General features: G+C 42.4%; 11 protein-coding genes. 10 read left to right on the top strand and 1 reads right to left on the bottom strand.

All coding sequences use genetic code 11. From position 1 onward, the window contains the following. Positions 1–74 precede the first annotated feature (74 nt). The 8 genes from I5907_RS00135 (at position 75) to I5907_RS00100 (ending at position 9,520) form a co-directional block, all read left to right on the top strand. On the top strand, positions 75–1,085 hold the full coding sequence (locus I5907_RS00135; protein WP_196988725.1) for a sensor histidine kinase: 1,011 nt from the start codon (positions 75–77) through the stop codon (positions 1,083–1,085). Next, positions 1,082–1,822, top strand: a complete 741-nt coding sequence (locus I5907_RS00130; protein ID WP_196988724.1) for a LytR/AlgR family response regulator transcription factor — start codon at positions 1,082–1,084, stop codon at positions 1,820–1,822. The genes I5907_RS00135 and I5907_RS00130 overlap by 4 nt, the downstream gene beginning before the upstream one ends. Positions 1,823–1,876: 54 nt before the next feature. Next, a complete protein-coding gene (locus I5907_RS00125) occupies positions 1,877–2,737 on the top strand; it encodes a TraB/GumN family protein (protein WP_196988723.1) in 861 nt (286 codons plus the stop codon). A 216-nt stretch (positions 2,738–2,953) separates the two neighbouring features. Further along, positions 2,954–3,490 carry a DUF2975 domain-containing protein gene (locus tag I5907_RS00120; RefSeq protein ID WP_196988722.1) on the top strand — a complete coding sequence of 179 codons (537 nt, stop codon included), beginning with the start codon at positions 2,954–2,956 and terminating at the stop codon, positions 3,488–3,490. A gap of 3 nt (positions 3,491–3,493) precedes the next feature. Continuing rightward, complete coding sequence (locus I5907_RS00115; RefSeq protein ID WP_196988721.1) at positions 3,494–3,709, top strand: helix-turn-helix domain-containing protein; 216 nt, start codon at positions 3,494–3,496, stop codon at positions 3,707–3,709. Positions 3,710–4,036: 327 nt separating this feature from the next. After that, complete coding sequence (locus I5907_RS00110) at positions 4,037–4,768, top strand: ImuA family protein (protein WP_196988720.1); 732 nt, start codon at positions 4,037–4,039, stop codon at positions 4,766–4,768. Between the two features lies 1 nt (position 4,769). Next, positions 4,770–6,272: a Y-family DNA polymerase gene (locus tag I5907_RS00105; protein WP_196988719.1), complete on the top strand. Its 1,503-nt coding sequence runs from the start codon at positions 4,770–4,772 to the stop codon at positions 6,270–6,272. A 14-nt stretch (positions 6,273–6,286) separates the two neighbouring features. Beyond that, positions 6,287–9,520, top strand: a complete 3,234-nt coding sequence (locus I5907_RS00100) for an error-prone DNA polymerase (RefSeq protein WP_196988718.1) — start codon at positions 6,287–6,289, stop codon at positions 9,518–9,520. A gap of 193 nt (positions 9,521–9,713) precedes the next feature. On the opposite strand, the gene I5907_RS00095 is transcribed toward I5907_RS00100, so the two are convergent. Beyond that, positions 9,714–10,661 carry an alpha/beta hydrolase gene (locus I5907_RS00095; protein ID WP_196988717.1) on the bottom strand — a complete coding sequence of 316 codons (948 nt, stop codon included), beginning with the start codon at positions 10,659–10,661 and terminating at the stop codon, positions 9,714–9,716. Positions 10,662–11,530: 869 nt separating this feature from the next. Between I5907_RS00095 and I5907_RS00090 the strand changes: the two genes are divergently transcribed. Further along, positions 11,531–12,064 (top strand): DUF5946 family protein, encoded by a 534-nt coding sequence (locus I5907_RS00090; protein ID WP_196988716.1) that lies wholly within the window; start codon positions 11,531–11,533, stop codon positions 12,062–12,064. Between the two features lie 635 nt (positions 12,065–12,699). Then, positions 12,700–14,850 carry an outer membrane protein assembly factor BamB family protein gene (locus I5907_RS00085; RefSeq protein ID WP_196988715.1) on the top strand — a complete coding sequence of 717 codons (2,151 nt, stop codon included), beginning with the start codon at positions 12,700–12,702 and terminating at the stop codon, positions 14,848–14,850. Positions 14,851–14,913 lie beyond the last annotated feature (63 nt).

The following is a 14,913-nucleotide window of genomic DNA, read 5'->3' as shown; positions in this document are numbered from 1 at the left end:
TGAAAGTTGCAAAAAGCCGGTAGCTGTTAAGATCAATGCAGGTAAAAAATCAATACAAAAAATTTGTCGGCATATTGTTGCACATATTAATGTGGGTGGTGTTTGCACTTACTTTTTTTTCACGGCAGCCGCTGCTTTCCGGCTCTACCGTTATTCTTGTAATGCTTATTGCAGCTTTTTACCTCAACGCTTACGTGCTGGTGCCACAATTGCTGTTAAAAAACCGTGTCTCTTTATATGTTATAGTGGCCTGCGTGGTTGTTTTAAGCATTACTTATTTCAGCGGGCTTGCAGAACACATCATTGATAGCTGGCATCTTTCCCGGGTTTCTTTCTATGAACTTATAAATATACCTGATGCCGGCCCGGAAGCACTGCTCGGTTTCAGGAATGTATTTACCATTATTATGAGTGGTTTGATCGTTGGCATCAGTACCGCCATTACTACCATACAAAAATGGCAGAAAGACCGGCAGGAGCGGGAAGCAATGGAAAAGGAAAAGGTTACCACAGAGCTATCTTTTCTAAAGGCACAGATCAACCCCCATTTCTTTTTCAATACCCTCAACAATATTTATGCACTCACGGCAACAGATGCAGCGGTGGCAGGCCGCGCCGTTCACCAGCTTTCAAGAATGATGCGCTATATTCTTTACGATACTGCACAGGGCCACACCATGCTTAGCCAGGAAATTGCTTTTGTAAACGACTATATCAGCCTTATGCAGTTACGCGTTACCGATGCAGTTACCATATCGGTAGATGTACCCGCCAGCTTCAATGATGTAGCCATAGCACCTATGATCTTTTTGCCGTTTATTGAGAATGCTTTCAAGCATGGTGTTAGCGCAACAGAACCAAGCAATATCAGCTTCGCGTTGCAACAACAGGCAAACAGGCTTGATGTTACAGTAAAAAACTCCGTTATCAAACATAATAGTGCTAGCTTAGATACAAACAGTGCTATTGGCCTTACCAATACCCGCCGCCGGCTGGATTTGCTTTACCCGGGAAAATATACCCTGCATATAAACCAGCCTGGCGGTGGAAACGATTATGTTGTTCACCTGGTACTTAATTTATGATGAAACTCAATTGTATTGCCGTAGATGATGAGCCGCTTGCGCTCGGCCTTGTGTGCAGTTTTATAGAACGCACGCCGTTTCTGCAACTGGCTGGCAGGTATGCCAATGCCATCGACGCATTAAAGGCAATACATGCCGGCAAGACCGATCTCGTTTACCTCGATATCCAGATGCCTGATCTTAACGGAATGGAACTGGCGAGAGTAATAGCCAATGGCCCTGAAACACCCCGTATTATTTTTACTACCGCTTATAAACAGTTTAGCCTGGAGGGGTATAAGGTAGACGCGCTCGATTACCTCCTGAAGCCGTTCAACTATGAAGAGTTTTTACGATCTGCCACCAAAGCGCAGGCTTACTTTGAGCTCGTTAATAAACCGGCAGCTGCTGATGTTGAAGAAACAGCTTACTTCGACAGTCGTTATTTATTTTTAAAAGTGGAATACCAGTTTGTACGTATTGCACTCGATGAGATTTTATACATAGAAGGCCTGAAAGACTATATAAAAGTGCACCTGAAAAATGATGCAAAACCCATAATGTCACTTACCAGCCTGAAAGCACTGGAGGAAAAATTATCGCCACGCAGGTTTATGCGTATACACCGCTCTTACATTGTGGCGCTGGATAAAATTACTGCTATGACAAAAAGCGCTGTTCAAATCGGCGCCACCAGTATTGCTGTAGGCAACCAGTACAAAGATGAATTCAACCGCTTTTTGGGTAAGTGGTTATAGCGCATGCAGTCAGGTTTATAAACACTTTATATTTCCCGGTTGTATATTGCTGCCATGAAGAAGTTGTTACTTTCCTGTTCGTTGCTTTGTGTGGCTGTTTTTAGTTACGCACAAGATAAACCTGCTACATTATTATGGAAAGTAACAAAAACCAACAACCCTCATGTATCTTATCTTTTTGGAACTTTTCATGAAGTAAGCCCGTCTTTTTTTACCACGCTTACAAAAGCGGTTGAAAAGCTTAATGCGTCAGACAAAATATTCGTGGAGCAGCGCAGCACAAATGAAGCTTTTGTACAAACGGGTGTATGGTCGGCAGCCAAATGGAATATTACACTTACAACCGCGCAACAGCAGGTATTTACATCATTTGTAAGAAAAGCGGAAGACAGTACTTATTACAGCATGAGCCCATTGGTACTGGCGTTGAGTACAGCCAGGCTATACTTTGTTAATTTCTGTAATAATAATGACAGCATTCCAGGGCTGATGGATACGTACATTGAAAAACTGGCTTTACATGAAAACAAAGAGGTGTATTCACTGGATAGTAACCAGCATACATTCATTAATCAACTGGCAGCACAGGAAGACAGTGCAAAAAATGCAGCGCTTATTACGGGCAGCATTAATTACATGCAAAGTATGCTCAATAATGATACTGCTGGTTGCAGTTATATAAAGACCTATAAGAATTTCAATATCGATTACAGGCTCAATACAACACTCACCGGAAAATCTGCCGACTTTGCTTTGCTTGTAAACAGGAACAGGCAATGGATACAAATACTCGATAACGCTTTCGCATATGCCAATTGTTTTGTAGCAGCAGGTTTTAAACACCTCATGTACCAACAGGGGTTGATACAACAATTAAGGTTACTTGGTTATACTGTTGTGCCTGTTGCCTTGTAACACTGGTAACAACTATGCTACCACTAAGTGATCATCTGCGCAGGTAATAACCGCAGCCTGCAGCCGCCCAATGATATACAGGTAAAGTGCTTGCGACGCAAGGGACGATGCCATGAAATACCGCTGCCGGTATTGTTTATTATTTTTTGATTAAAAACTTATATTTATTGTTTATCAATAAATATTTATTATTTTTGGGCATCAAAACAAATGTTTATGTCACGTAAAAATAGTTTCATTTTCAGGGTTCTGCAGGTTGTTGCATGGATCATTTTTGTTGGATTGTCCATTGAGGCCGGCGGCCTTATTGTCAATTTTATATTTAGTATTTATAACCCCGGAATGGTGCAGCATCTATACCAGAAACTCGATTTGAGTGCCATGTACACCCAAAGCCGGTGGGCTTTTTTTGGTATATACAGTTTTATACTGGTCATTGCCTTTTACAAGGCTTACATGTTTTACATTGTTACGGTATTGGTAAGCAGGTTTGACCTCGCCAAACCCTTTAGTGAATTTGTTGCAGACCACATCAGGAAGATCAGTTACTATACTTTTTTTATCGGACTTATAAGTTACATAGCACGACAGGTTGCCAAAACTTTAACGCATCATGGTTATAATGTTGAAGACCTCGACCAGTTTTGGGCAGACAGCCAGGCCTTTATACTAATGGCTGCGGTAATTTATATTATTGCCACTATTTTTTCAAAAGGAGTGGAGTTGCAAACTGAAAACGAATTAACTGTGTAAGCCATGCCTATTATTGTAAACTTAGATGTAATGATGGCGAAACGCAAGATTTCGCTGAATGAACTTTCTGAAAGGGTAGATCTTACTTTGTCAAACCTATCGATTTTAAAAACCGGTAAAGCAAAAGCAATACGCTTTAGTACACTCGACGCAATCTGTAAAGCGTTAGACTGCCAGCCCGGTGATATACTGGAGTATGTTGGTGAAACGCAACCATAATTTTCATATCTGCTACCTGTTGGGTTAAAGTTTTTTGTAAACCGGCGATAGTACATGTAGCATCGCCGGTTGTGTCACTCACTTGTACGTTCGGTTCTTTGTGGCAGCTTTGGGCTGTGGGTACGGTCTGGTAAAGTTTTAACTGGGCTGGTCCTGCTGTTTTGTGTCGCACTTAAAAGAGCATATACATTACCGGCAGTTATGTACTAAGAACAAATCATTTACACGTTTAAAATTTTTAAATATCCGTTTGCTGCAGATTTTTTGCTGCAGGAAATAGGCGTGATAGTTTTTTTAGCATTATTTTGCTAATTAATTTAGCTAAAATTGACCAGCCGATCAGATATATTATCCCAGCTTGAAAAGCAAATTCTTCCCTTGCAGGGTTTAAGAAAATTACCCGGCGATAATAATGTAAGGATTGATTGCAGCGCAATGGAATCGGCATTTCCAAATGGTGTTTTCCCCGTGGGCTGCATGCATGAGTTTATTACGCACACACCACAGGATGGGGCATCTACCAATGGTTTTGTAGCGGCTATATTGGGCAAGCTATTAAAGCAGGGGGGCATTTGTTTATGGATAAGTACTTCACGAACGCTTTTTGCGGCAGCGCTTGTATCATTCAATGTAAACCCGGAGCAAATCATTTTTATAGACGTTAAAAATGAAAGAGATGTATTGTACGCAACCGAAGAAGCCTTGAAATGTAATAAGCTGATAGCGGTTTTGGCTGAAATAAAAAATTTGTCATTCAAGGAATCACGCCGTTTTCAGCTTGCGGCAGAGCAAAGCCGCGTAACAGGGTTTATTATCCGGCACGGGTTGCGCACTACCAATACGATTGCCTGCGTTTCAAGGTGGCATATAACCTCTTTGCCAAGTATGTCGGCTGGTATGCCGGGCGTTGGTTTTCCAAGGTGGAAAGTTGAATTGCAAAAAATAAGAAGCGGTACACCCGGTAGTTGGATCATGGAATGGTCAGCAGGTAATTTCAATGTTATACAGCAAGATGAAAAAGTAATCGTGTTATACGAAGGACTAAAACAAATAGGGTAGTATGCAAAGTCGCTTTGTGGTAATCTGGTTCAGGCATTTAAAAACAGACTGGTTTCAAAGAAAGCAGGCTGCGCTAAGAACTGCAGTATTTGTGCTGGCAGCACCAGATCATGGAAGAATGATGATAACAGAAGCTTCTTTTGCAGCAGCCGCTAAAGGTATTGTTGCAGGCATGGTAGTTTCAGATGCAAAGATTTTATATCCTTCTTTGCAGGTAATAGATGATGTTCCGGGGCTGCATGAAAAACTGTTGAACAGCATTGCACTATGGTGTACACGTTATACACCTGTAGCTGCAGTTGACATACCGGGTGGTATTGTGCTGGATGCAACCGGCTGTACACACCTGTGGGGCGGCGAAGAAAACTACCTGGGGGATATTATACGCAAGCTGAAAGGCTTTGGTTACCGTGTACGGGCAGCTATGGCAGATACAATAGGTGCAGCATGGGCCATTGCGCGATATGGTAAAATAAAAGCCATCATAAAAACCGGTGAGCAGGCAGAGGCAATCATGCAATTACCACCGGCTGCATTGAGAATACAAAAAGAAACGAACGGGAAATTACAAAAGCTGGGGTTGTCAGATATCAAATCGTTTATGTTTATGCAGCCTTCTGTATTGCGCAGGCGCTTTGGTGCAGGTTTGTTGCTCAGGCTAAGCCAGGCACTGGGTACAAAAGAAGAATTTATGCAGCCTGTTAATGCAATTGTTGAATACAGCGAAAGGCTGCCCTGCCTGGAGCTTATTCAAACCAGGACAGGTATTGAAATTGCCCTGGAGCAATTACTTGAAAAACTATGTAAACGATTGGTGCAGGAAGGGAAAGGGTTAAGGGAAATAAAATTCACTGCTTGCCGTGTAGATAACAAAACAATATCCATCAGCGTTAAAACCAACCATGCTTCTGCTAACCCCACACATATCTTCAAATTACTCGAAAACAGGATAGCTGCTATAGAACCGGCATTAGGTATAGAACTGTTCCTGGCAGAAGCTATACAGGTAGAAAAAGTGCGTTCCGTTCAACAGACATTCTGGACAGCCAACGGCAATGCAGAAAGCAGGGAAGTGGCTGAGTTATTGGATAACCTGCAAAACAAATTTGGAAACAATATTGTTTGCCGTTACCTGCCGGCAGCACATCACTGGCCCGAGCGTTCTGTTACTGTAGCAACATCTGTTTATGAAAAGCCTGCAATCAGCTGGCCGTTGCAAAAATTACGGCCCATTCAGCTTTTGCAGCAGCCAATACCTATACAGGTTACTGCACCAATACCTGATTATCCACCCATGAATTTCAGGTACAATAACAAACTATATATAGTAGCCAGGGCAGATGCATGTGAACGCATAGAACCTGAATGGTGGATAGAAGGAGGGCTTCACAGGGATTATTACATAGTAGAAGACATGGAAGGAAAACGTTATTGGATATACAGGCTTGGTCATTACAGTGATGAGGAAAAGCCTTTGTGGTTTATACACGGGTATTTCGCCTGAAAATATTTGCTGGTATGGATTATACAGAGTTACAGGTAACAACAAATTTCAGTTTTCTGCGCGGCGGGTCTCATCCTGCTGAATTGGTGATGCAGGCTGCAACTTATGGCTATAAGGCCATTGGCATTACAGACCATAACTCACTGGCAGGCATTGTAAGGGCATATGCTGCCGCAAAAAAATTTGGTGTAAGGTTAATTACAGGTTGCCGCTTAGACCTTCAAAATGGTATAAGCCTGCTGGCTTACCCAACCGATAAAGAAGCCTATGCAAATTTGTGTTCATTACTTACCAAAGGCAATATGAGAACAACAAAAGGAAAATGTATCCTGTATAAAAATGATGTTTACCAGCATGCCAAAGGTTTGAAGTTTATAGCCATTCCGCCTGCTTCGCTGGATGCAGATTTTACTATTGACCCTGCTTATGAAACTGGTGTGAAGGAATATTATGATGCTTTTGGGAATGATTTTTATGTTGGCATGCATCGTTCTTATCAAAGCAATGATTTTAAAAAAATGTACAGGCTGCAGCAACTGGCTGCATATATAAACAGGCCGCTTATTGCAACCAATGATGTTCATTATCATCACACACAAAGAAGACATTTGCAGGATATCCTTACATGCATCCGTGAGAAATGCACCATTTATAATGCAGGCTACAGGTTACATGAAAATGCAGAGCGCCACCTGAAAACGATCAGTGAAATGAACCGGTTGTTTATGCAATATCCGGGTGCGATCCGTGCAACACAGGAATTATCAGAATCCTGTATGTTTAGTCTTGATAGTTTGAAATACAATTACCCGCAGGAGGTTATTGAGCCGGGAAAAACGCCGCTGGAAACCCTTACAAAATATACATGGCTAGGCGCAGAGGAAATCTTCAACCATAAAATACCCGCAAAGATTATAACCACCATTAAACATGAACTTGCATTTATTGAGGCAAAAGAGATTGCTCCGTATTTTTTAACCGTGGATGATTTTGTACGTTTTGCACGCCGCGCAAACATACTGTGCCAGGGGCGTGGCTCCGCGGCCAATTCTACTGTGTGCTATAGTCTGGGTATTACACCTGTAGATCCTACAAAACATGACCTGCTGTTCGAAAGATTTCTTTCTGATGCAAGAGATGAACCACCTGATATTGATGTAGACTTTGAGCATGAAAGACGCGAAGAAGTCATGCAGTATATTTACCATAAATATGGCAGAGACAGGGCTGCAATTATCGCAACCGTAACACAACAGCACCAGAAAGGCGCCATCAGGGATGTGGGTAAAGCAATGGGGTTATCTGTTGATGTTGTAGACCGGCTGGCTAAATCCGTGTGGGAGTTTACAGACGAATGGTTTGATGAGAAAAAGATTAGCGAACAGGGTATAAACATCAAAGAGGCTCACCTGCAAAAAGTATTGCAGCTTACACAGCAGTATGTTGGTTTTCCGCGCCAGCTTGGTCAGCATACAGGCGGCTTTGTCATCACGCAGGATAAACTTCATTTTTTGTGCCCGCTTTTAAACGCCAGGATGAAAGACCGCACCAATATTGAATGGAACAAAGACGATATCGACGTACTCGGTTTTATGAAGGTAGATGTGCTGGCATTGGGTATGCTCACCTGTATACGTAAATGTTTCGATGAAGCAGCCAGGCATTACCACCTGCAGCTTACACTGGCCAATATACCACAGGATGATCCTGCTGTGTATGAAATGATCAGCAATGCAGATACCATCGGTGTTTTCCAGATTGAAAGCCGTGCCCAGCAATCCATGCTGCCCAGGTTAAAGCCAAATTGTTTTTACGACCTCGTTATCGAGGTGGCAATAGTAAGGCCTGGTCCTATACAGGGAGATATGGTGCATCCGTATTTAAGAAGGCGCAATAAAGAAGAACCGGTAGAATATCCTTCTAAAGAATTGGAAGCGATTTTGCATAAAACGCTGGGTGTACCACTCTTCCAGGAGCAGGCAATGAAAATCGCTATCGTTGCCGGTGGTTTTACTCCCACAGAGGCCGATGAGCTCAGGAAAAGCATGGCCACATTCAAGGTGAAAGGAATGGTAAGACAATTCCAGGAAAAGCTGATGAATGGCATGATGAAGAATGGTTATACAAAAGAATATGCAGAACGTATTTTCAAACAACTGGAAGGTTTTGGCAGCTATGGTTTTCCCGAAAGTCATGCGGCTGCATTTGCTAACCTGGTGTATGTTTCTGCGTGGCTAAAATGTCATTATCCCGATGTTTTTGCATTAGGCTTATTAAACAGCCAGCCAATGGGTTTTTATGCACCTGCACAAATTGTAAGAGATGCCATGAACCATGGTGTAGAGTTCAGGCATGTAGATATCAATCACTCTTACTGGGATAATACGATAGAAGAAAAAGTCAACCAATACCATGCGGTACGTCTCGGCTTCAGGCAGATAAAAGGTGTCAAAGCAACAGATATGCAACAGCTTGTTCATGCAAGGGTAAAAACTTTTACTACCATCAACCAGTTGTACGATGCAGGTGTTTCTTTTATGGCGTTGGAGCACCTTGCAGATGCCGATGCTTTCAGGTCAATCGGTTTAGACAGGCGGCAAGCCTTGTGGGAGATCACCGCTTTGTATGACAACCCCCTTGGGTTATTCAAAGGCCAAACCTCAGAAACAAAAACAGAAGCACCGGTGTTATTGCCTGAAATCTCATTGGCGGAACATGTGGTGTACGATTACAGTGTTTTACGGCTGTCGCTAAAAGCCCACCCCGTAAGCTTTTTGAGAAACGCTTTAAAAAAAGAACAGGTGATCTCTTCAAAAGACCTTGCCCAATGCCAGGATGGAGATCTGATAGCCATCGCCGGGCTCGTACTTGTAAGACAAAGACCCGGCACCGCAGGCGGTGTTTGTTTTATCACTATAGAAGATGAAGAAGGTACCGCAAACCTTGTGGTGTTTCGCCAGCTATTCGAACAGCTGTACAGGAAAGAAATTCTGCAGTCAAAGTTGCTGATGGTGCGTGGCAGGGTACAAAAACAAGGTAAGGTCGTACACATCATTGTAAGGCACTGCGAAAACTGGTCAAAACTCTTACGCAGGCTCACCAAAAAAGATATCGATAAAATTTCTGCTCATACACTGTCTCCGAGAGATGAAAAAGACGGTTTCCCGTTCCCTGCAGCAAACAAAAAAACACAGGTGCGGCAGGCATTCCAGGAAGAGCTTTTTCCTGGTGCAAGAAATTTTAAATAACCAAAATCTCATCAAATGCTGACATCATTGTTATGATACCAGCTATGGCTTTTCATGGCATCGCCTGTTGTGTCACTCACTTGTACGTTCGGTTCTTTGTGGCAGCTTTGGGCTGCGGGTACGGTCTGGTTTTATTTACTTTATTTTCCTGCATAAAGGCGGGTATGCGCCGCCGCAATAATGTAAACACCATTTATTTGCCCGCAGCAGGTTGCAAAAGCTTATTTACCTGCAGCCAGTATATAAACGCATCAAACCAGCGGTTGCTTGTTCTGTCAGGGTTTCCAAGCCCAAAGCCATGGCCGCCATTCTGGTACAGGTGAAATTCAACAGGAATACCGGCTTTGTACCATGAGCTTATCACCCCAAACTGTCCGCCAAAAAGAAAGTCATCACTCGCAATGGCACTAAACATTGGGGGTGCATTTTTAGGAACCACTACTTCATTCATGCCGCCATAAATAGGGCCTATAAAAGCAAGTTTCATTTTTTGAGAATGCAGGGTAGCATGCATTGTAAGACCGGCACCCGCAGAAAAGCCGATCATACCTATCCGGGCAGTATCTACGCCCCACTCTTTGGCACGGCTAACGATCATTGCATAAGCAGCTTCGGCATCTGCCAGTTGGTTAGAAAGATCCAACTGCGGCCGTGGTGCAGGTGTTGCCGTTTTTGTGCTGTCCGGCGCAGCCGTTGATGTGCGGGGGCGGTTCATCCACGCAGTAAATTCATCAAGCGATGCAGGTGTTGGGTGCAGCCTGTATTTAAGCACAAAAGCAGCAATGCCTTTATCGGCCAGTGCCTGTGCCACTTCCCAGCCCTCGTTGCCCATAGAGAGCCAGCGAAAACCACCGCCGGGGGCAACAATAACCGCTGTGCCATTTGCCGTACCAGCCTTTGGAAGGAAAGGCGTAAGCGTTGCTTTGCTTATGTTCCTTGCCATCGGGTCTCCCCACTGGCGAAACCAGGATTCAGGAGCGGGCTGATCAGCCACACTACCCGTTCCTAACGGTATCGCGTTTGTTTCGGCTGGTGTTTCCAGCGGGTAAATGGTGCCATCCTGTGCCAGGCCAATCATTGTACGGAGCAATAACAAGGAAGTAAGCAGAAAGGCTTTACGGGTATTAGACAGGCGGTTCATACTTGCAGATTGATTTGTGGTTTGATAAAATAAAAATTAAGCTGGTTCGCAGCCCTAAGTTATACAATCTAACGTTGTACAAATAACTTTTTAAAAGTGGTAGAATAGCTGTGCTGATGTGTAAAAAAGACACACAGGTAACACGATTCAAAAATAAGGGTTTAAATGAGGTGGCCGGCAACAGAACAGGTGGCATCGCCGGTTGTGTCACTCACTTGTACGTTCGGTTGTTTGGGGAGCTGTGGGCTGCGGGTTATTCATCTTCCGGCACATCAACCAAATGTCCATGCAATTGTTTATGCATTAGCTTATTATTGCCGGATAAAATTAAAGACAAGTAACGTGTAAGGCACAGGTCAGAGACCTGCGCCAGTGTTGGGTAGAGCCAAAACTCAAATCCGGAGAAGTCAAAGAAGAAGAGCTAGAACAATACAAATTCACAATTCAACCTCAGGCGATTGTTTACACAGGAACCTGGCATTTTAATAAAGAGAAAGTTTCGTTTAGCAACGACAAAGAAAAGTTAGATGAAAGAATCTGTAATAGGTTGCTTTATTTGGACTTAAAAAAAGCGGTAATTTCTATCCCTGAATAAGCAGCTTTGCAATATGGCGGTTGTTGAATAAGTATTGAACGATTGTAACACTATTAAACTTTAGTAATGAGTTTAAACTGACAGAACACGGAATGCTACCACATCGCAAAGCCTTTAAATGTTATAAGTAATTTTAATGGACGATACAGCAACTAAAATAAGGCAAGTAAGTTTGGACGAAGATCCGGTAAGCAAAATGGTTGACTTGGTTCATCTTTTATCAGCCACTAAAAACCCATTTACAGCCGCCTAAACCCGGCGCAATAAAATTAATATGCAAGACTTCATATTTTACGCAGAAAGGCATGGCATTGAATTATTAAAGGCGGGTTCGTGTCAGTTTTGCGGCGCCCATGTTGAAGGCGGTGTTTTTGAATGCCATGGAAATGCTCATCGTTTGTCAGAGGTGCTGAATTTTAACAATCCGGAACATTATGAAACCCGATTCTTAAGTGTTGATGCTATGGCTTTACAGCACTGCGAATTACACGGCCCCTGGAATAATCATATTCATTTGACCAGATTGTTTCTCATTTTTAATTGCAACATTAGCTGGGACTATTCCAAAACTCCGCAATTGAGCAATATCATTAATAAGTATAAAAAAGACAGATCAGAGTGGTTGACTCCGCCGCCACAACAACAACGAGGAAAAATCACAACTTCGGATATAGTTAAAGTTGTCTCGGTTGATGAAACTATTGTAAAAGTGAGAGAATGGGCAGCGGAAGTCTTTTACGCTTTTAAACCACATCATGCGTTGGTTTCGTCTATCGCGCAAATGTATATGGACAGGTATTATGTATAAAAAATATTCATCAACCTGCGTAAAGCTGTATGCTACTGTTATGTGGTTGGTGTTGCATAACTCACTGAAACCCGGACAGTGCCGGTAATTAGACGCAGCGTGTGATAAGGGTAGGCTGATCAGGCCCTGAACCATGAAAATAGCAGCAAGCACCACCATTCTTCACAATGCTTTTGATCAAAGCTGCATATGATTTATGTGCAGTTTGTTTACCGCAACGCTACAGTCGCCATAAAAAACGGAACGTACAAGTGAGTGACACAACAACCGATGCCATAAAAAATTGTTGCCGGTAATAAATATTCTTTCTCATTTTTTCAATCAGTAACGGCACATGCATACGGTATAAAAACGATTGTTTTTTTGTTGAACACTTATTTTCTCTTCATTACTATATGGATGCATTTCTATAATCTTAAATACTGAAAATCTTCAGAGATGAATGCGTAAGAAACCTGGCAGATGGAACCTGTTGCAGTTATGCCTGTAGCGAAATTTATCATGCTGTACAAGTAAATAAATGCATAGCATACTAATGAAAATATATACACAAAAGCGATGCAGTATAGCGCAGTACTGTTTTGATGGAATGCTGTTTATATTTACACATCGCTTTGGCTTTATAAATTAAACATATGTTCAAATTGTTAGCTGCTGCCATTTTTTGTGTAATGTTTGCCGCGTGTACACCAGGAGATAATAATGATTCATGGGAGATGTATGGCGGCAATTCGAATAACAACCACTATTCTTCGCTATCGCAAATTGATACAAACAATGTAACACAGTTAAAGGTTGCATGGATATATCACACAGGCGATGTAGATACGGCAAATCATTCACAGATACAATGTAATCCTATAACAATCGACGGTGTATTGTATGGCACTTCGCCATTAATGAAACTCTTTGCCATTGATGCTGCAACGGGAAAACAAAAATGGCAATTCAATCCATTTGATTCATTGGCTGGTGATAAAAGAATGTTCTTCATTTTAAATAATTGCCGTGGTATTACGTATTGGAATGATGGTAACGATAAAAGAATATTTTATACAGCAGGTGCTTATTTGTATTGTATTGATGCAGCAAATGGCAAACCTGTTGCATCGTTTGGTGACAAAGGAAAAATTGATTTGCATGATGGCCTGGACCGCGATGTAAAAGATTTATTTATAACAGCTACTGCACCCGGGGTTATATATAAAGGGTTATTGATAATGGGAAGTCGTGTAAATGAGGGCGCTGCAGCCGCACCGGGACATATACGTGCCTTTGATGCGAAAACGGGCAAACAAAAATGGATATTTCATACCATACCACATCCCGGCGAATTAGGCTATGATAGCTGGGAAGACACAGCAGCCTATAAACACATTGGCGGGGCTAATGCATGGAGCGGTTTAACGCTGGATAAGGAACGTGGAATTGTATTTGCTCCAACAGGCTCAGCCTCGTTTGATTTTTATGGCGGTAAACGCCGGGGTGATAATTTATTCGCTAATACATTGCTGGCTTTAGATGCGGCTACAGGCAAACGCATCTGGCATTTTCAAACTATACATCATGACTTATGGGATCATGATTTATCGTCGCCGCCGGCATTGGTTACAATTAATAAAGATGGGAAGAAAACAGATGCAGTTGCCCTTACCACAAAAACAGGTTTTATATATGTATTCGAAAGGGAAACCGGCACGCCTGTTTACCCGGTAGAAGAAAAACCGGTGCCGCATGAAAGTGAGCTGGCAGGGGAATACCTGTCACCCACGCAACCTTATTCAACAGGAATAAAACCTTTCGTTAGACAACTTATTACAGAAAATGACTTAAATATATTGTTGCCTGACAGTTCTTATGCTGAGGTGAAAAAACGCTGGCAGGGTTATAGGAAAGGCAATATGTTTGAACCGCTCTCAGAACAAGGAACAATTGTGGTACCTGGTTTGGATGGTGGTGCAGAATGGGGAGGGCCTTCTTACGATCCAACTACGGGAATTTTATATATAAATGCAAACGAAATGGTGAATGTGTTGCAGATGGTTAAATTAAAAGACAGCGTAACAAACGATGAAACTTTCCTTACCGCAGGAAATCGTTTGTATAAAACAAATTGCATGAGCTGCCATGGGCCTGAAAGGCAAGGTGGCGGTAATTATCCATCGTTGATTGATATAAGGAAAAAATACAGTGAGCAGCAATTCATACAACTTATTTCAACAGGCAGAAGGATGATGCCGGCTTTTACACAGTTGAATGAAGCAGAAAAGCAGGCTATCGCATCTTATGTTTTAGAAAATCAAACGGCGCAGCAAAAGAAATTTGTTGATACTGGAAAGCCTGTTGACCCTTACTTAAAAATGCCTTATGCTGTTACCGGTTATAATTTGTTTCTATCGAAGGATGGGTTACCTGCAATCTCGCCGCCTTACGGAACATTGTCAGCAATTGATTTAAACACCGGTGAGTATGTTTGGCGCGATACGCTGGGCGATTATCCATACTTCGCTGCTAAAGGTTTGCATACGGGCTCTGAAAATTATGGCGGTTCTGTCATTACAAAAGGCGGCCTGTTACTTATTGCGGCAACAAGAGATGGGCACCTGCGTGCATTCAACAAACGAACAGGTCAATTATTGTGGGAATACCTATTGCCTGCAGCAGCCTTTGCCACGCCTGCAACATATGAAGTGGATGGTAAACAATATATTGTTATTGCATGTGGCGGAGGAAAGATGAAAACGACATCAAACGATACATATATCGCATTTGCATTGCCTGACTAGTTGAAGTGCAGACAATGATGAATGATAGTGAAACCGCAACGAAAAGATGCCATAAAAAACTAC

The sequence above is a fragment of the Panacibacter microcysteis genome (genome assembly GCF_015831355.1).
GTDB classification, from domain to species: Bacteria; Bacteroidota; Bacteroidia; order Chitinophagales; family Chitinophagaceae; genus Panacibacter; species Panacibacter microcysteis.
This window is presented reverse-complemented; position numbering and strand designations above follow the sequence as displayed.